13 protein-coding genes, 1 rRNA gene and 1 other annotated feature are annotated in these 14,139 nt (G+C 49.9%); all 14 genes read left to right on the top strand.

Translation table 11 applies throughout. The annotated features are described in order from the left end of the window. The first annotated feature begins 15 nt into the window (after positions 1-15). The 14 genes from QU597_RS22425 (at position 16) to QU597_RS22360 (ending at position 14,117) form a co-directional block, all read left to right on the top strand. Positions 16-1,257: an Rne/Rng family ribonuclease gene (locus QU597_RS22425; protein WP_310829885.1), complete on the top strand. Its 1,242-nt coding sequence runs from the start codon at positions 16-18 to the stop codon at positions 1,255-1,257. A 93-nt stretch (positions 1,258-1,350) separates the two neighbouring features. Further along, positions 1,351-1,436 (top strand) — a sequence feature (ribosomal protein L21 leader region). 14 nt (positions 1,437-1,450) lie between these two features. After that, positions 1,451-1,762, top strand: a complete 312-nt coding sequence (rplU, locus tag QU597_RS22420) for a 50S ribosomal protein L21 (RefSeq protein WP_054942699.1) — start codon at positions 1,451-1,453, stop codon at positions 1,760-1,762. Positions 1,763-1,774: 12 nt separating this feature from the next. Further along, positions 1,775-2,110: a ribosomal-processing cysteine protease Prp gene (locus QU597_RS22415; RefSeq protein WP_206101672.1), complete on the top strand. Its 336-nt coding sequence runs from the start codon at positions 1,775-1,777 to the stop codon at positions 2,108-2,110. Between the two features lie 18 nt (positions 2,111-2,128). Next, positions 2,129-2,440 carry a 50S ribosomal protein L27 gene (gene rpmA / locus QU597_RS22410; protein ID WP_039876443.1) on the top strand — a complete coding sequence of 104 codons (312 nt, stop codon included), beginning with the start codon at positions 2,129-2,131 and terminating at the stop codon, positions 2,438-2,440. 199 nt (positions 2,441-2,639) lie between these two features. Continuing rightward, positions 2,640-3,380: a Spo0B domain-containing protein gene (locus tag QU597_RS22405; protein ID WP_310829884.1), complete on the top strand. Its 741-nt coding sequence runs from the start codon at positions 2,640-2,642 to the stop codon at positions 3,378-3,380. A gap of 15 nt (positions 3,381-3,395) precedes the next feature. After that, positions 3,396-4,706, top strand: coding sequence for a GTPase ObgE (gene obgE / locus QU597_RS22400; RefSeq protein ID WP_310829883.1), 1,311 nt, complete (start codon positions 3,396-3,398; stop codon positions 4,704-4,706). Between the two features lie 186 nt (positions 4,707-4,892). Beyond that, entirely contained in the window at positions 4,893-5,417 is a 525-nt protein-coding gene (locus QU597_RS22395; RefSeq protein ID WP_310829882.1) for a hypothetical protein, read from the top strand. 172 nt (positions 5,418-5,589) lie between these two features. Next, complete coding sequence (locus QU597_RS22390) at positions 5,590-6,027, top strand: ACT domain-containing protein (RefSeq protein WP_206101668.1); 438 nt, start codon at positions 5,590-5,592, stop codon at positions 6,025-6,027. Positions 6,028-6,130: 103 nt separating this feature from the next. Further along, the gene (locus QU597_RS22385) at positions 6,131-7,417 is read left to right on the top strand and encodes a homoserine dehydrogenase (protein ID WP_310829881.1); all 1,287 of its coding nucleotides are present in this window, start codon (positions 6,131-6,133) and stop codon (positions 7,415-7,417) included. Positions 7,418-7,475: 58 nt separating this feature from the next. Continuing rightward, positions 7,476-8,456, top strand: a complete 981-nt coding sequence (gene thrB / locus QU597_RS22380) for a homoserine kinase (RefSeq protein ID WP_310829880.1) — start codon at positions 7,476-7,478, stop codon at positions 8,454-8,456. After that, positions 8,453-9,340, top strand: coding sequence for a prephenate dehydratase (pheA, locus tag QU597_RS22375; RefSeq protein WP_310829879.1), 888 nt, complete (start codon positions 8,453-8,455; stop codon positions 9,338-9,340). The genes thrB and pheA overlap by 4 nt, the downstream gene beginning before the upstream one ends. 4 nt (positions 9,341-9,344) lie before the next feature. Further along, positions 9,345-10,226, top strand: coding sequence for a branched-chain-amino-acid transaminase (gene ilvE, locus QU597_RS22370; protein WP_054942691.1), 882 nt, complete (start codon positions 9,345-9,347; stop codon positions 10,224-10,226). A gap of 245 nt (positions 10,227-10,471) precedes the next feature. Continuing rightward, a complete protein-coding gene (locus tag QU597_RS22365; protein WP_310829878.1) occupies positions 10,472-12,076 on the top strand; it encodes a LysM peptidoglycan-binding domain-containing protein in 1,605 nt (534 codons plus the stop codon). A 493-nt stretch (positions 12,077-12,569) separates the two neighbouring features. Next, a 16S ribosomal RNA gene (locus QU597_RS22360) occupies positions 12,570-14,117 on the top strand. The last annotated feature ends 22 nt before the right edge of the window (positions 14,118-14,139 follow it).

The following is a 14,139-nucleotide window of genomic DNA, read 5'->3' as shown; positions in this document are numbered from 1 at the left end:
ACCAGAGGTGAAGCCATGAAACAAATGATCGTTCACTGCACGCAGCATGTTACCCGGATGGCTCTTCTGGAGAACGGGCGTCTGGTGGAATATGCGGCCGAGCGCGATCAGCAGCAAGGGCTGGTCGGCAGTTATTACAAAGGCCGGGTTATGAATGTTCTGCCAGGCATGCAGGCCGCTTTTGTCGATATCGGACAGAAGAAAAACGCCTTTTTATATGTTGATGATGTATTGCATCCACACTTGGACAAGCAGCCGGAGGTGAAGCCCTCCATTGATACACTGCTGCAGCCCGGCCAAGAGATCATCGTTCAGGTCCGCAAAGAGCCCCGCGGCGGCAAAGGAGCCAGGGTCACCACCCACTACACATTGCCTGGACGCTGGATGGTGTACATGCCTTTTGCCGAATACGTCGGGGTGTCCAAAAAAATCAGCCGTGAATCGGAACGGAACCGGCTTAAAGTCATCGGCGAAAGACTGCGGCGGCGCGAGGAAGGGCTGATCATGCGGACGGTTTCGGAGGATGAACAGGCGGATGCGGTGGAAGGCGATCTTTCCTTTTTGCGGGCACAGTGGGAAATGATTCTCCGCCGGGCAGAAGAGGCGACAGCTCCGGCACTTCTGCATTCCGATCTTAGTATTGTTCAGCGCTTTATCCGTGATGCCTACAATCCGCAGCTTGATGAGCTGATGATTGACTCGGCCAAGGCCGTGCGGGAAGCGGAGGCTTTTCTGACGGAGATGGCCCCTGAGGGGTACAAGCCTGTAGGATTTTACCGCGGGCAGGAGCCGATCTTTACTGCGTACGGCGTGCAGGAGCAGCTGCTCCGGAGCTTCAGCCGCAAAATTATCCTTGAGGGCGGAGCAACACTGATCTGGGACGAAACCGAGGCGTTAACCGTCATTGATGTCAATACGGCTCAATATACCGGCGGAGCGACACTCGAAGAGACAGTAACACGTACGAATCTGTTAGCTGCAGAGGAGATCGGCCGGCTGATCCGTCTGCGTGATACCGGAGGCATTATTATTGTCGATTTTATTGATATGGAACTGGAAGAACATCGCAGGCAAGTGGTGGAAAGGCTGGGGCGCGTGATTAGCAGCGACCGTACCAAAACGCATATTCTGGGCTGGACCCATCTTGGACTGCTGGAGATGACGCGTAAAAAGGCAAGGCATGACTCGGCAAGCTTCGCCCCCGTGATCTGCCAATGCTGCGGGGGCACGGGTAAGGTCGGGGCCTGGCTGGAGTGACCCGTAACTTCTTAAATACCTTTCCTATACTATTGACGATAGGTAATAAGTATGATAATATCTTCAAGTATGTGTTTGATTCTTCTAATCCTGCACATGCTGTAACCGCTCCGATCGGGTACATAAGCGCAGTTCCTACGGGAATTTGCCACCTAGACTAGGCGAGTCTGAGACATGAGGAGGTGCAAGTACAATGTATGCAATTATCGAAACTGGTGGTAAACAATACAAAGTCCAAGAGGGCGATGTTTTGTTCATTGAGAAGCTGGTGGCTGAAGACGGCGCAAGCGTAACGTTTGACCGTGTATTGGCTGTTTCTAACGAAGGTGGTCTGACTGCAGGAACTCCGCTGGTAAGCGGCGCGTCTGTAACAGCTAAAGTCGAGAAACATGGTAAAGGCCAAAAGGTTGTAGTTTACAAATACAAACCTAAGAAGAACTACCACAAGAAACAAGGCCATCGTCAACCGTACACTAAAGTAACTATCGAGAAGATTCAAGCGTAAGAAGGTGCGTTAATGATTAACGTGCGGATTACACGGGCTTCGAACATGGGTACTGTTATCGGTTTTGAGGTGGAAGGGCATGCAGGTTATGCCAAACGCGGTGAAGATATTGTGTGTGCCGGAGTATCAGCCGTTACGGTGGGTACCGTCAATTCAATTGAGAGTCTGACCGGAATCTCCATGGATACTTCCATGAAGAATGGCTTCTTAAGCGGAACCCTGGGTTCTGTTGAAGATGCTGAAACGTCCGCGAAAGTTCAACTGCTGCTGGAATCCATGGTCTTAATGCTCAGTGATATCGCAGAATCATACGGGAAGTATATTAAGATACAGCAAGTCATCATTTAAAGAAGGAGGTTGACCAACATGTTGAAATTGGATCTTCAATTATTCGCATCGAAAAAGGGTGTAGGTTCCACAAAGAACGGACGTGATTCCCACTCCAAGCGTCTTGGCGTGAAACGTGCTGACGGTCAAGCAGTTACCGGCGGTAACATTCTGGTTCGTCAACGCGGAACAAAAATTCACCCGGGCACTAACGTAGGCATCGGTAAAGATGATACGCTGTTCGCACTGGTTGATGGCGTAGTGAAGTTCGAACGTTGGGGACGCGATCGCAAAAAAGTGAGCGTGTACCCGGTTGATGTCGCTCCGGTAGCAGCGGCAGTGGAAGCGTAAGCTTTCCGAACCACATTTGTATGTAGAAGCCTCCGGCATGAGTGCCGGGGGTTTTTTTGATAAAATATAAGAATCTATAGGTTGCACGCACTGGTGATTGCACTCGGCGCCTGTGTTATACTGGAAAATGGTAAAAGCCCCTTCGGGGCAAATTAATAATTTTGAATGAATTTTGCGAACTGAGGGACGGGGAGAAAGAATGAAATCCTGGAAAAGGTTGATCTGGGCAGTCATGTTATCCGTAGCGCTTCCTTTAGGTCTCGTGTATTGGCAAACCTCCTTTTTCACATGCCTGCTGCTCGGATTATGGGTAGCTGGGGTGCTTGCTTTCAGCTTTTATTACAACCGGCGTCATTTTGAAGAGGAACTGCGCATACAGGAGAAAACTCTGCAACAGGCGGCAAACCGGACACTGAATCATCATCGTCATGACTGGATGAATGATCTGCAGGTACTTTACGGATATATCCAGCTGGGGAAGCGTGATAAATCCGTACAATGTGTGGAAAGAATAAAGGAACGCATAGCACTGGATAGCCGGATCGCTAAGCTTGGCATTCCATCGCTGGTGTTCTATCTGCAGTCCTTCCGCACCTTCCGGAGTAATCTGGAGCTGGAAGTGCAGGTAGAGGACGGATTGCAGCTGGAGGACAAGCTGACTCTTGATCAGGGGGATGAACTGACTTCTGTGATAATGCAGACGGTAAGGGCTTACCAATACAGCGGACTTACGCTACAGGGCGATACACGGACACTCCGCCTCGGCTTTACACAGGATGGAGGAGACATTCTCATCTCTTTCGAAAGCAAGGGAGATCATGGTAATCCCGAGCTGCTGCAGGGGCAAATTTATAATATAGTACAAGGCAAAATCATGAAGGCGGAGCAGTGGAAGCCAAGTGAGGCTTACGTAGAACTGCGAGTACCGCTGGGAATGTAAGGAAGGTGAACATGAATGTTCGTAGATAAAGCTAAGATTTATGTGAAGGGCGGCGACGGCGGCGATGGACTCGTTGCGTTCCGCCGGGAAAAGTATGTGCCGGAAGGCGGTCCTGCCGGTGGAGACGGCGGACGCGGGGGAGACGTTATTTTCCGCGTGGATGAAGGCTTGCGTACCCTGATGGATTTCCGTTATCAGCGGCACTTCAAAGCTGAACGCGGAGTAAAGGGCCGCAACAAAAGCCAGCACGGAGCGAACGCCGAGCATATGATCGTGCGTATTCCTCCGGGAACTGTACTGATTGATGATGATACTCAGGAAGTCATTGCTGATATGACCCGCCACGGCCAGCAGGTGGTGGTGGCGAAGGGCGGACGCGGGGGACGGGGAAATACCCGGTTTGCCACTGCAAACAATACTGCACCGGAGCTTGCAGAGAACGGTGAAGAAGGCCAGGAACGTTATATTGTCATGGAGCTTAAAGTCATGGCAGATGTAGGACTGGTAGGCTTCCCGAGTGTAGGTAAATCTACACTGTTGTCTGTGGTGTCAGCGGCACAGCCGAAGATCGGCGCATATCACTTTACTACGATTACTCCAAATCTGGGTGTAGTTGATGTTGGTGACGGCCGCAGCTTCGTAATGGCGGATCTGCCCGGTCTGATTGAGGGTGCCAGCGAAGGCGTGGGCCTGGGGCATGAATTCCTGCGCCACGTTGAACGCACGCGCATTATTATCCATGTAGTGGATATGTCCGGTTCCGAGGGACGTGATCCTTTTGAAGACTGGGTGCTCATTAATGATGAGCTGAAGCAATACAACGCGAGTCTGATTGACCGTCCGCAGATCGTTGCAGCGAACAAGATGGATATGCCGGATTCGGAAGCGAATCTGATTTCCTTCCGTGAACGGGTAGCGGAACTGCGCCCGGATATGGAGATTATGCCGATCTCTTCCCTAACCCGTCAAGGGGTTCAGGAACTGCTGTACCGTGCAACAGATATTCTCGACAGCATCCCGGTTGCTCCGGTAGTAGAAGAAGTTGCAGAAACTTCGGAACGTAAGGTATACAAGCTGGAAGCCGAAGATGATAATACTTTCACTATTACACGTGACAATGATGCGTTTGTCGTCAGCAGTCCGCGTATTGAGAAGATGCTCAAACGCATGCAGCTAAGCACGCATGATGCGATTCTGAAGCTGGCCCGTACGCTGCGGCATATGGGAGTAGACGCAGAGCTGCGTAAACGCGGGGCTGTGGAAGGCACAATCGTCCGCATAGGGGAATTCGAATTCGAGTTTGTAGAGAATAGCAGCTACTATTAAATAATTCATCTGCCGGTTAGGCAGAGAGGTATGGAACGCCGACAGTGGTTTCCCCGTCAGGGGAGCACACCGCCGGCGTTTTTTTCGTGCAAACAACCCTAAACAGCCCTAAAATCGTTTACAATGATAATCGGAAATGAATGTAAAATGTGGGAGCACAAAAAGGAACGGTTAAAGGGGGATGTTATGCGGAAGAACAAGGGCTATACGGATATCGTCAGCATAATTTATGCTGTAGTAGTCATCCTCACTTTATTTTCCTTTATGATCCTGGGCTTCTCTGAATCACAGCTGGCCGAGCTGATTATCAGTGTCGTTATCCTTGGAGCAGCCGGTATTTACGGCCGGAATGCTGCGGCAAAGGTACAGAGAACTAAGGATACTGCGCGGATCCATCGCCAGCATGTGGCGGAATTACAGGATATAAGGGAGCTTGCCGGTACATGGAGGCATCCTGGAGCGGAATGGCTGACAGAACTGGTTGCCGGCATAGAAGAACGGTTTCAATACAGCGCTCAGGTTTCCCATTCCAGTCTGTTCGCAATTGAGGTTATCCTTACTCAACAAATTTCTTTGCTTCATGATCAGGTAACCCTGCTGATGGCGCTTCAAAGCCCGGGCAGCAATTGGGAAGAGTCCGCGAATGAACTGGCGGAGAGTATTTTCGCTACGCTCCAGCAGCGAAACAGGGAGCTTGCAGCACTGAAATAGGAGATATCTCAGGATCGTCAAGTGTCATCGGCTCCCGTTTTTGTCGGGGGTTTTACTGTATCCAGGGGATGATCTAATACAATCTCGGTATGAAAATGTATTGCTTTTTTCAGCTCCTTTCAAGTATAATGTCCACTATGTAAACACAAAAGTCTTTGGGGTGAGGACGTTCGTGAAAGAACGCTATTATTTGGTCCGGGAGGACATTTTGCCTGATGCCGTGCTGAAGACCATGCAGGTCAAACAGCTGCTTGAAGCGGGTGACGCCAAGACGGTACATGAAGGTGTAGAACAGGTTGGACTTAGCCGTAGTGCTTTTTATAAATACAAAGATGGTATTCATCTGATCCATCAGCTCGAGCGTGAGCGTATTGTTACGATTTCGCTTGATCTGGAGCATGAATCCGGTATGCTGTCCAAAGTGCTGGGCTGTGTCGCTGTGCATGGGGCTAACGTGTTGACGATTAACCAGAGTATTCCGCTGCAGGGACGGGCCAATGTCGTGATCTCTGTGGAAATTTCACATTTGAATGAAGAGCTGGGCGACATGCTGGAAGGACTCAAGGAAATCTCCGGTGTGAAGCGGGCCGTAATCATCGGCCAAGGTTAAGGAGTATAACTTCATAAAACTTAAGTGAATGCTTACGAAGCGAGTTTTATTACGTAGATCGTTCTAAGGAGTATAGCTTCATAAAACTTTTAGGAGGAACCAAATGAAGCCGGTTAAAGTTGGACTATTGGGGCTGGGAACAGTCGGTGCGGGCGTGGTCCGTATCGTTGAAGGGAATCAGGAGGATCTGAGCAGTCAAGTGGGCTCACCGATTATTATTGAACGTATTGCTGTTAAGAATGCCGATAAGCCGCGTGATATCGAAGTCGATTCCGCCAAAATCACTACAGATCCCTGGGAGCTCATCCGCGACCCTGAAATTGATGTAATCGTCGAAGTGATGGGCGGCATCGCCGGAACGAAGGAATATATTCTTGAGGCGCTGGAGCTGGGCAAACATATTGTAACCGCTAATAAAGACCTGATGGCACTCCATGGATCGGAAATTTTGGCTAAGGCTCAGGAGAAGCAGTGTGATGTATTTTATGAGGCCAGTGTAGCCGGCGGGATTCCGATAATCCGTACATTGATCGAAGGCTTTTCCTCCGACAAGATTATGAAGATCATGGGGATAGTTAACGGTACAACCAATTACATATTGAGTAAAATGAGCCAGGAAGGCGCCTCCTACAATGATGTACTCAAAGAAGCGCAGGAACTGGGCTATGCGGAATCGGATCCTACTTCGGATGTGGAAGGCCTGGATGCTGCACGCAAAATGGCTATTCTGGGTACGCTCGGCTTCCGCACAAATGTGGAGCTGAATGATGTCAGTGTCAGCGGGATTTCCGGTGTGAGCAAGGAAGATATCGCTTTTGCCAAACGGCTTGGTTACGATATGAAGCTGCTGGGAATCGCAGAACGTGAGGATGAAGAGTTCAGCATCAGCGTCCAGCCGACGATGATCCGTACCAGTCACCCGCTTGCTTCTGTAAATGGCGTATTTAATGCAGTTTATGTATACGGGCAGGCTGTTGGAGAAACTATGTTCTACGGCGCAGGTGCAGGGGCCATGCCTACGGCAACTTCTATTGTCGCTGATCTGGTGGCTGTGATTAAGAACCTGAAGCTTGGTGTAAATGGCCTGAAGCAGATAGTGCCTTACAAACAGAAGAAACTTAAGAGCGATGAAGCTATTTTTTATAAGAACTTTCTGCTGCTGCATGTGGATGATAAAGCGGGGGTACTGGCGAAGATTACCCAGGTGTTTGCAGAGTATGATGTCAGTCTTGATTCCGTAGTTCAGCAAGCCAATCCGAATAATCCTGACGCGGAAATTATTATTGTAACGCATAATGCCAGCAAGGCGAGTATGAATAAAGTAATGCGGCATCTCGAGGAGCTTGCGGTCATCCATCGGATTAAGAGCCACTATCGCGTAGAGGGATAACACTCCTTCTGAACAGCTATTATACCGCGCAAAAAAAATGAAGGAGATTTCACCAGCTATGAGTATGTACGGAAGGTCTAGAGTAAAAGTGCCCGCGAGTACCGCCAATCTGGGTCCCGGCTTTGATACGTTGGGGATGGCCCTGTCACTGTATGAATGGATTGAGATGGAAGAGGCGGAGGAGACGGTATTTCACTTTTTTGGAGATGAAATGAACGGGGTTGCCGGTGACAAAAGCAATCTGATTTATCAGGTGGCCCAAATGGTGTTCGCCGAAGCCGGAGTCTCGATTCCCGAGCTGTCGATTTCAGTGTATTCCGAAATTCCGCTGACACGAGGTCTTGGCAGCAGTGCCTCCGCCATCGTTGGCGGAATGGCAGCAGCGAATGCTATGATTGGTTCACCGCTGGATAATGCGAAACTGTTCGACATGGCCTGCGCACTGGAGAAGCATCCGGACAATGTCGGGGCATCGTTGTTCGGGGGCATTATTACGGCTGTCTGGGACGGTGTACATGCCGATTATATCCGGATCGAGCCGCCGCAGGAGCTTGAGGTGCTGGTAGTTATTCCGGAATTCGAGCTGGCAACGACTAAGGCCCGCGGGGTATTGCCGGCTGAAATTACCGTAAGTGATGCGGTGTATAACATTAGCCGGACCTCGCTTTTAACAGCGGCCTTTGCCACTGGCAGGCTGGATTTAATCAGCCGGGCGATGCAGGACCGCTTGCATCAGCCCTACCGTGCACCGCTTGTACCAGGAATGGAGAAGCTACTGGCTGAAGCTCCACAGCATGGGGCGCTGGGCATTGCGCTTAGCGGAGCGGGACCGACGCTGCTGTGTCTGGTGGACCGGAAAGAGAGTAAGAAGCAGGAACTGGAGCTTTTTCTGAAGGAAACGATGCTTGAGCACGGTATTCAGGCACAGACCTGCTGGCTGCCGCCTTCTGGTGCCGGTGTGACTGCAGAGCTGCTGGAAAGAAACGGGATGCAAAACCATTCATTTTTGGATATGATAAAAGGAGAAGTACAGTTATGAAGTCAATAGCGGTATTGCCGCAGGGCACCGTATCCCACGAAGCGCTGCTGCATTTGTTTGGTGATGAGCCTGTCCGAATCGTGCATCACAAGCTGATTTCCGACGTTTTTCTCTCTACGGCAGGCGGTTCTACCGATTACAGTGTAATTCCGATTGAGAATACGATCGAGGGATCGGTCAGTTTGCATATTGACTGGCTCATTAATGAAGTGAATCTGCCTATGCAGGCGGAGTGGATTTATCCGTCGGTTCAGAATTTGATCAGTAATCCCGGGGAACTTATGGATAGCAGCGGGCATAAGGACTACAGCAAAGTAGTGAAGATTCTCTCTCACCCTGTCGCTATGGCACAATGCCTGCAGTTCGTCCGTGAGCATGCCCCGCAGGCCGAGCTGGAATCGGTCGGAAGCACCTCAGAAGCTGTGGAAATTGTGAAGAACAATCCCGGTAAAGGCTGGGCTGCCATTGGTACGGCGCTTGGGGCGTCTACACACGATCTTGAGATCGTTGACCGCAAGATTACCGATCACCATAACAATTACACGCGTTTCGTGCTGGTGGGACCGCACAAGCTGACCCTTCCGCAGAAGAGCGCCGGTGATAAGACAAGTATTCTTGTAACCCTGCCGGAGGATTTTCCGGGAGCTCTGCATCAGGTGCTGTCCGCATTTGCCTGGCGGCGTCTGAATTTATCACGTATTGAATCACGGCCAACGAAGAAGAAATTGGGTACTTATTATTTCTACATTGATGTGCTGGAACCGATAGAATCTGTCCTGCTACCTGCGGCGATTGAAGAGATCAAGGCTTTGGGCTGTCAGGTACGGATTCTGGGCTCGTATCCCACATACACCTATGAGGAAGAGAAAGCGGAGGTGCAGTAAGTTCATGGCTGAGCAATGGATCTATCTGGATGGACAACACGTAACAAAGGAAAATGCAAAGGTATCCGTATTTGATCACGGGTTTCTTTATGGAGATGGCATTTTTGAAGGCATCCGTATTTATAACGGCAACATTTTTAAATGCAAAGAGCATCTGGACAGGCTGTATGATTCGGCCAAATCAATCATGCTGGACATTCCGCTGACTTACGATGAAATGCTGGAAGCAATGGCAGAGACGATTCGTCTGAATGAAATGCGCAACGGCTATATCCGTTTAATCGTTTCACGCGGTCCAGGTAACCTGGGACTTGATCCGCGCCGCTGCCCTAAGGCCAGTGTAATCATTATTGTGGAGCAGTTAGCGATTTATCCCGAACAGGCTTACCTGACCGGCTTACGTGCAGTTTCGGTATCCCAGCGCCGCAACATCCCGGATGCACTCAATCCGAAGATCAAGTCGCTTAACTACCTGAACAACATCCTCGTCAAAATCCAGTCCAATCTGGCGGAAGCCGACGAAGCGATTATGATGAACGCCCAAGGTTATGTAACCGAAGGCTCCGGTGATAATATCTTCATCGTCAAAAGAGGAGTAGTGTATACGCCGCCTTGCTACCTGGGAGCGCTGGAAGGCATCACCCGCCTGGCGATTATCGAGCTCTGCGAGAAGCTGGGTCTGCCTTTGAAAGAAGAGCCGTTCACGATGCATGACGTTTATATCGCTGATGAAGTTTTCTTTACCGGAACCGCAGCCGAAGTTATCGCCGCACGCGAAATCGACGGCCGGATTATCGGAGAAGGACATGCAGGCCCGATTACGCTGCAGCTGCTTGAAGAATTCCGCAATGCCGTGGATAAAGACGGCTATAAGGTATGGGGCTAATCCAGTCGCTTCTGCCACTTCTAAATTGATATCGAAAAATCCTTTCATGTCTGACATGAAAGGATTTTTTTTGTTCCAGGGATGTCAATCGCCCATGGGCTGCATAAGATGTAGTAACGAAGGAGGCGGCTGTACCGCATATAACGATGCTCGAGATCAGTGCAGGAAGCTCTGAGCCGGAATTTGCAGCTGTAAAGATTGCAACGCGCTCCAACAATTAAGCACTTTTAGGAGGTTAATGCTGCGTGAAAATACACATTGTCAAACAAGGCGATACGCTCTATGCATTATCGCAAAAGTACGGAGTATCGCTGCAAAAAATCATTGAGGCCAATCCGCAAATCAGTAATCCTGATGTGCTTGTCTTAGGGGATAAGGTCAAGATCCCTTCCGCTCCGACACCAGTGCCGGATAACAGTGAGCTTTTCTATAAACATACAGTTAAACAAGGAGATACGCTCTGGAAATTGTCCAAGGCTTGGGGAATTACGTTAAAGGAAATTATTGATGCTAATCCGCAGCTTAAAAACCCCAATGCGCTCCTGACAGGTGAAATCGTCAATATTCCTAAAAAGTCTAACGCAACTCCAATACAGCCTCAATCCACTCAAACAAATACTACTCTTATTCAGCCTGAAGCCACATCCCCTGCAGCGGTAGACAAAACGAAGGTCGGCAGTAAAACATACACTGGACCTAAAGAAGAAGTGGTTCAGGAAGCAGCTCCTATGCCTGCACCTGTCCCCGAACCGGTAGTCTCTAAAGAACCTGAAGCGAACATAGCTCCAGAAGTGAAAAAAGCTCCTGAAGTGAACATAGCCCCTGAAGTAAACATATCGCCAGAAGTAGTGAACATAGCTCCTGAAGTAAACAAGGCACCTGAGGTCTCACCTGTCCAGATGGTCCATGAGTCTCAGAGCCTGTATGTACAAATCTCGGTTCCTGCGCAGGAGGCTGTCGCTTACGAGATGCCTAAGGAGAAGGGCAAAACGGAAGTTCAGCAGACGTACTGGACTGCAAATAAGGAAATGCCATGCGATAAAACAGCGGGTTACCCCGGATTAAACGAGAATCCGTATGTTTTTGATTGCCCGCAAGTATATCCTTATTATGAGCAGGCGATGCCGTTGATAGGCGTGAATCCCGCACAGAATTACATTCAGCCGGACGCTTATATGCAGGAGTGCATGCCTCCCTATATTTATCCGGGGAATATGTATCCGGTCGCAGAGGCTCAGGAACCGTGGTATCCGAACTATACCCCTGATTACACTGCTGGCCCATTAACCGCAGTAAGCCCAGCCGTCGACTATCCGTCTTATGGAGTACCCCAATATGGCGGACAGACGATGAATCTGCCATGGCCATCCTGTGGCTGCGGTGGGGAAGTTCCTATGCAGCACTATGGTTATGAACAGCCGGTTTTCAGTGGTTATCCGGTTTATATGCCACAGCCGGGCGTAATCTCTCCTTATGGGGTAGGAGCGGATACCTTTCCCAATGCCGCAGCGAATTCTGTAGCACCGTTTGAAACATATGCAAACTCCCCGGTATCCGGCATTCCTGCCTATCCGTCCTATCCGGGCATGGAGAACTTTGCACATCATAACCGGGTACCGGAAATATTGGAGCCCGAGCCTATTGAGCTTCATACACCTCAAGCAGCAGTTAATACTACGGAAGCTGCAACAAAGACTAAAAACCGTAGCAATAAAACAGGAGCTGCTAAGGTTAAAACATCAAGTCTTGCTAGTAACAAGTCCGGTAAACCTGCTTCCAAACAGGGGGGGAACCAGAACAGCCGGTCGGGGAGCGTTAAGAAAAGCAAGAATCCATGGATTTCGAACTAATTATTCTTAGTCCTACACTAGTTGTACACGCATGTAAGGCTGCGGTCATATAAGCAGCCTTACATGCTTTTTTAACATTCCCTTAGGGCATAAGTGATGCATAGTAGTTTTAACTTTTTTAAAAAATTAGAAAAAGCTAAGGGTTGTTTTTATAGGACGAGTCGTGTTATATTATAAATCCAGTCGGGAACAGCAAGATGATGCGAAGGACTGGAACATGATTATCCGATATGAATTGCTAACTTCCTTAAAAATAAATGTTGCATTCAATCGGGAAACATGATATATTATAAGAGTTGCTGGTGACGAGATGATCAACACTGACAACGAGCTTGATCTTTGAAAACTGAACAACGAGTGAGTATCGGAAATCACTTCGGTGAGATCCAAAACTGATGATTTTCACAGCGTCTTGTACGCTTTCGAAATTCATCTTGAGAATGCAAATTCTCGTCAGATGTTTCAAAATGAGCAATCGCTCTTTCTAAATACCAATTTGGAGAGTTTGATCCTGGCTCAGGACGAACGCTGGCGGCGTGCCTAATACATGCAAGTCGAGCGGAGCTTATCCTTCGGGGTAAGCTTAGCGGCGGACGGGTGAGTAACACGTAGGCAACCTACCCCTCAGACTGGGATAACTACCGGAAACGGTAGCTAATACCGGATAATTCCTTTTCTCTCATGAGGAAAGGATGAAAGGCGGAGCAATCTGCTACTAAGGGATGGGCCTGCGGCGCATTAGCTAGTTGGTGAGGTAACGGCTCACCAAGGCGACGATGCGTAGCCGACCTGAGAGGGTGAACGGCCACACTGGGACTGAGACACGGCCCAGACTCCTACGGGAGGCAGCAGTAGGGAATCTTCCGCAATGGGCGAAAGCCTGACGGAGCAACGCCGCGTGAGTGATGAAGGTTTTCGGATCGTAAAGCTCTGTTGCCAGGGAAGAACGTCCGGTAGAGTAACTGCTACCGGAGTGACGGTACCTGAGAAGAAAGCCCCGGCTAACTACGTGCCAGCAGCCGCGGTAATACGTAGGGGGCAAGCGTTGTCCGGAATTATTGGGCGTAAAGCGCGCGCAGGCGGCTATTTAAGTCTGGTGTTTAAACCTTGGGCTCAACCTGGGGTCGCACTGGAAACTGGATGGCTTGAGTACAGAAGAGGAAAGTGGAATTCCACGTGTAGCGGTGAAATGCGTAGATATGTGGAGGAACACCAGTGGCGAAGGCGACTTTCTGGGCTGTAACTGACGCTGAGGCGCGAAAGCGTGGGGAGCAAACAGGATTAGATACCCTGGTAGTCCACGCCGTAAACGATGAGTGCTAGGTGTTAGGGGTTTCGATACCCTTGGTGCCGAAGTTAACACAGTAAGCACTCCGCCTGGGGAGTACGGTCGCAAGACTGAAACTCAAAGGAATTGACGGGGACCCGCACAAGCAGTGGAGTATGTGGTTTAATTCGAAGCAACGCGAAGAACCTTACCAGGTCTTGACATCCCTCTGAATCCTCTAGAGATAGAGGCGGCCTTCGGGACAGAGGAGACAGGTGGTGCATGGTTGTCGTCAGCTCGTGTCGTGAGATGTTGGGTTAAGTCCCGCAACGAGCGCAACCCTTGACTTTAGTTGCCAGCAGGTAAGGCTGGGCACTCTAGAGTGACTGCCGGTGACAAACCGGAGGAAGGTGGGGATGACGTCAAATCATCATGCCCCTTATGACCTGGGCTACACACGTACTACAATGGCCGGTACAACGGGAAGCGAAACCGCGAGGTGGAGCCAATCCCAACAAAGCCGGTCTCAGTTCGGATTGCAGGCTGCAACTCGCCTGCATGAAGTCGGAATTGCTAGTAATCGCGGATCAGCATGCCGCGGTGAATACGTTCCCGGGTCTTGTACACACCGCCCGTCACACCACGAGAGTTTACAACACCCGAAGTCGGTGGGGTAACCCGCAAGGGAGCCAGCCGCCGAAGGTGGGGTAGATGATTGGGGTGAAGTCGTAACAAGGTAGCCGTATCGGAAGGTGCGGCTGGATCACCTCCTTTCTATGGAGAATCGTTCTCTGCA

This window comes from Paenibacillus pedocola (assembly GCF_031599675.1).
GTDB lineage: Bacteria > Bacillota > Bacilli > Paenibacillales > Paenibacillaceae > Paenibacillus_AQ > Paenibacillus_AQ pedocola.
Note: the sequence above shows the minus strand (reverse complement) of the source record. Positions and strands in the feature narration are given on the sequence as shown.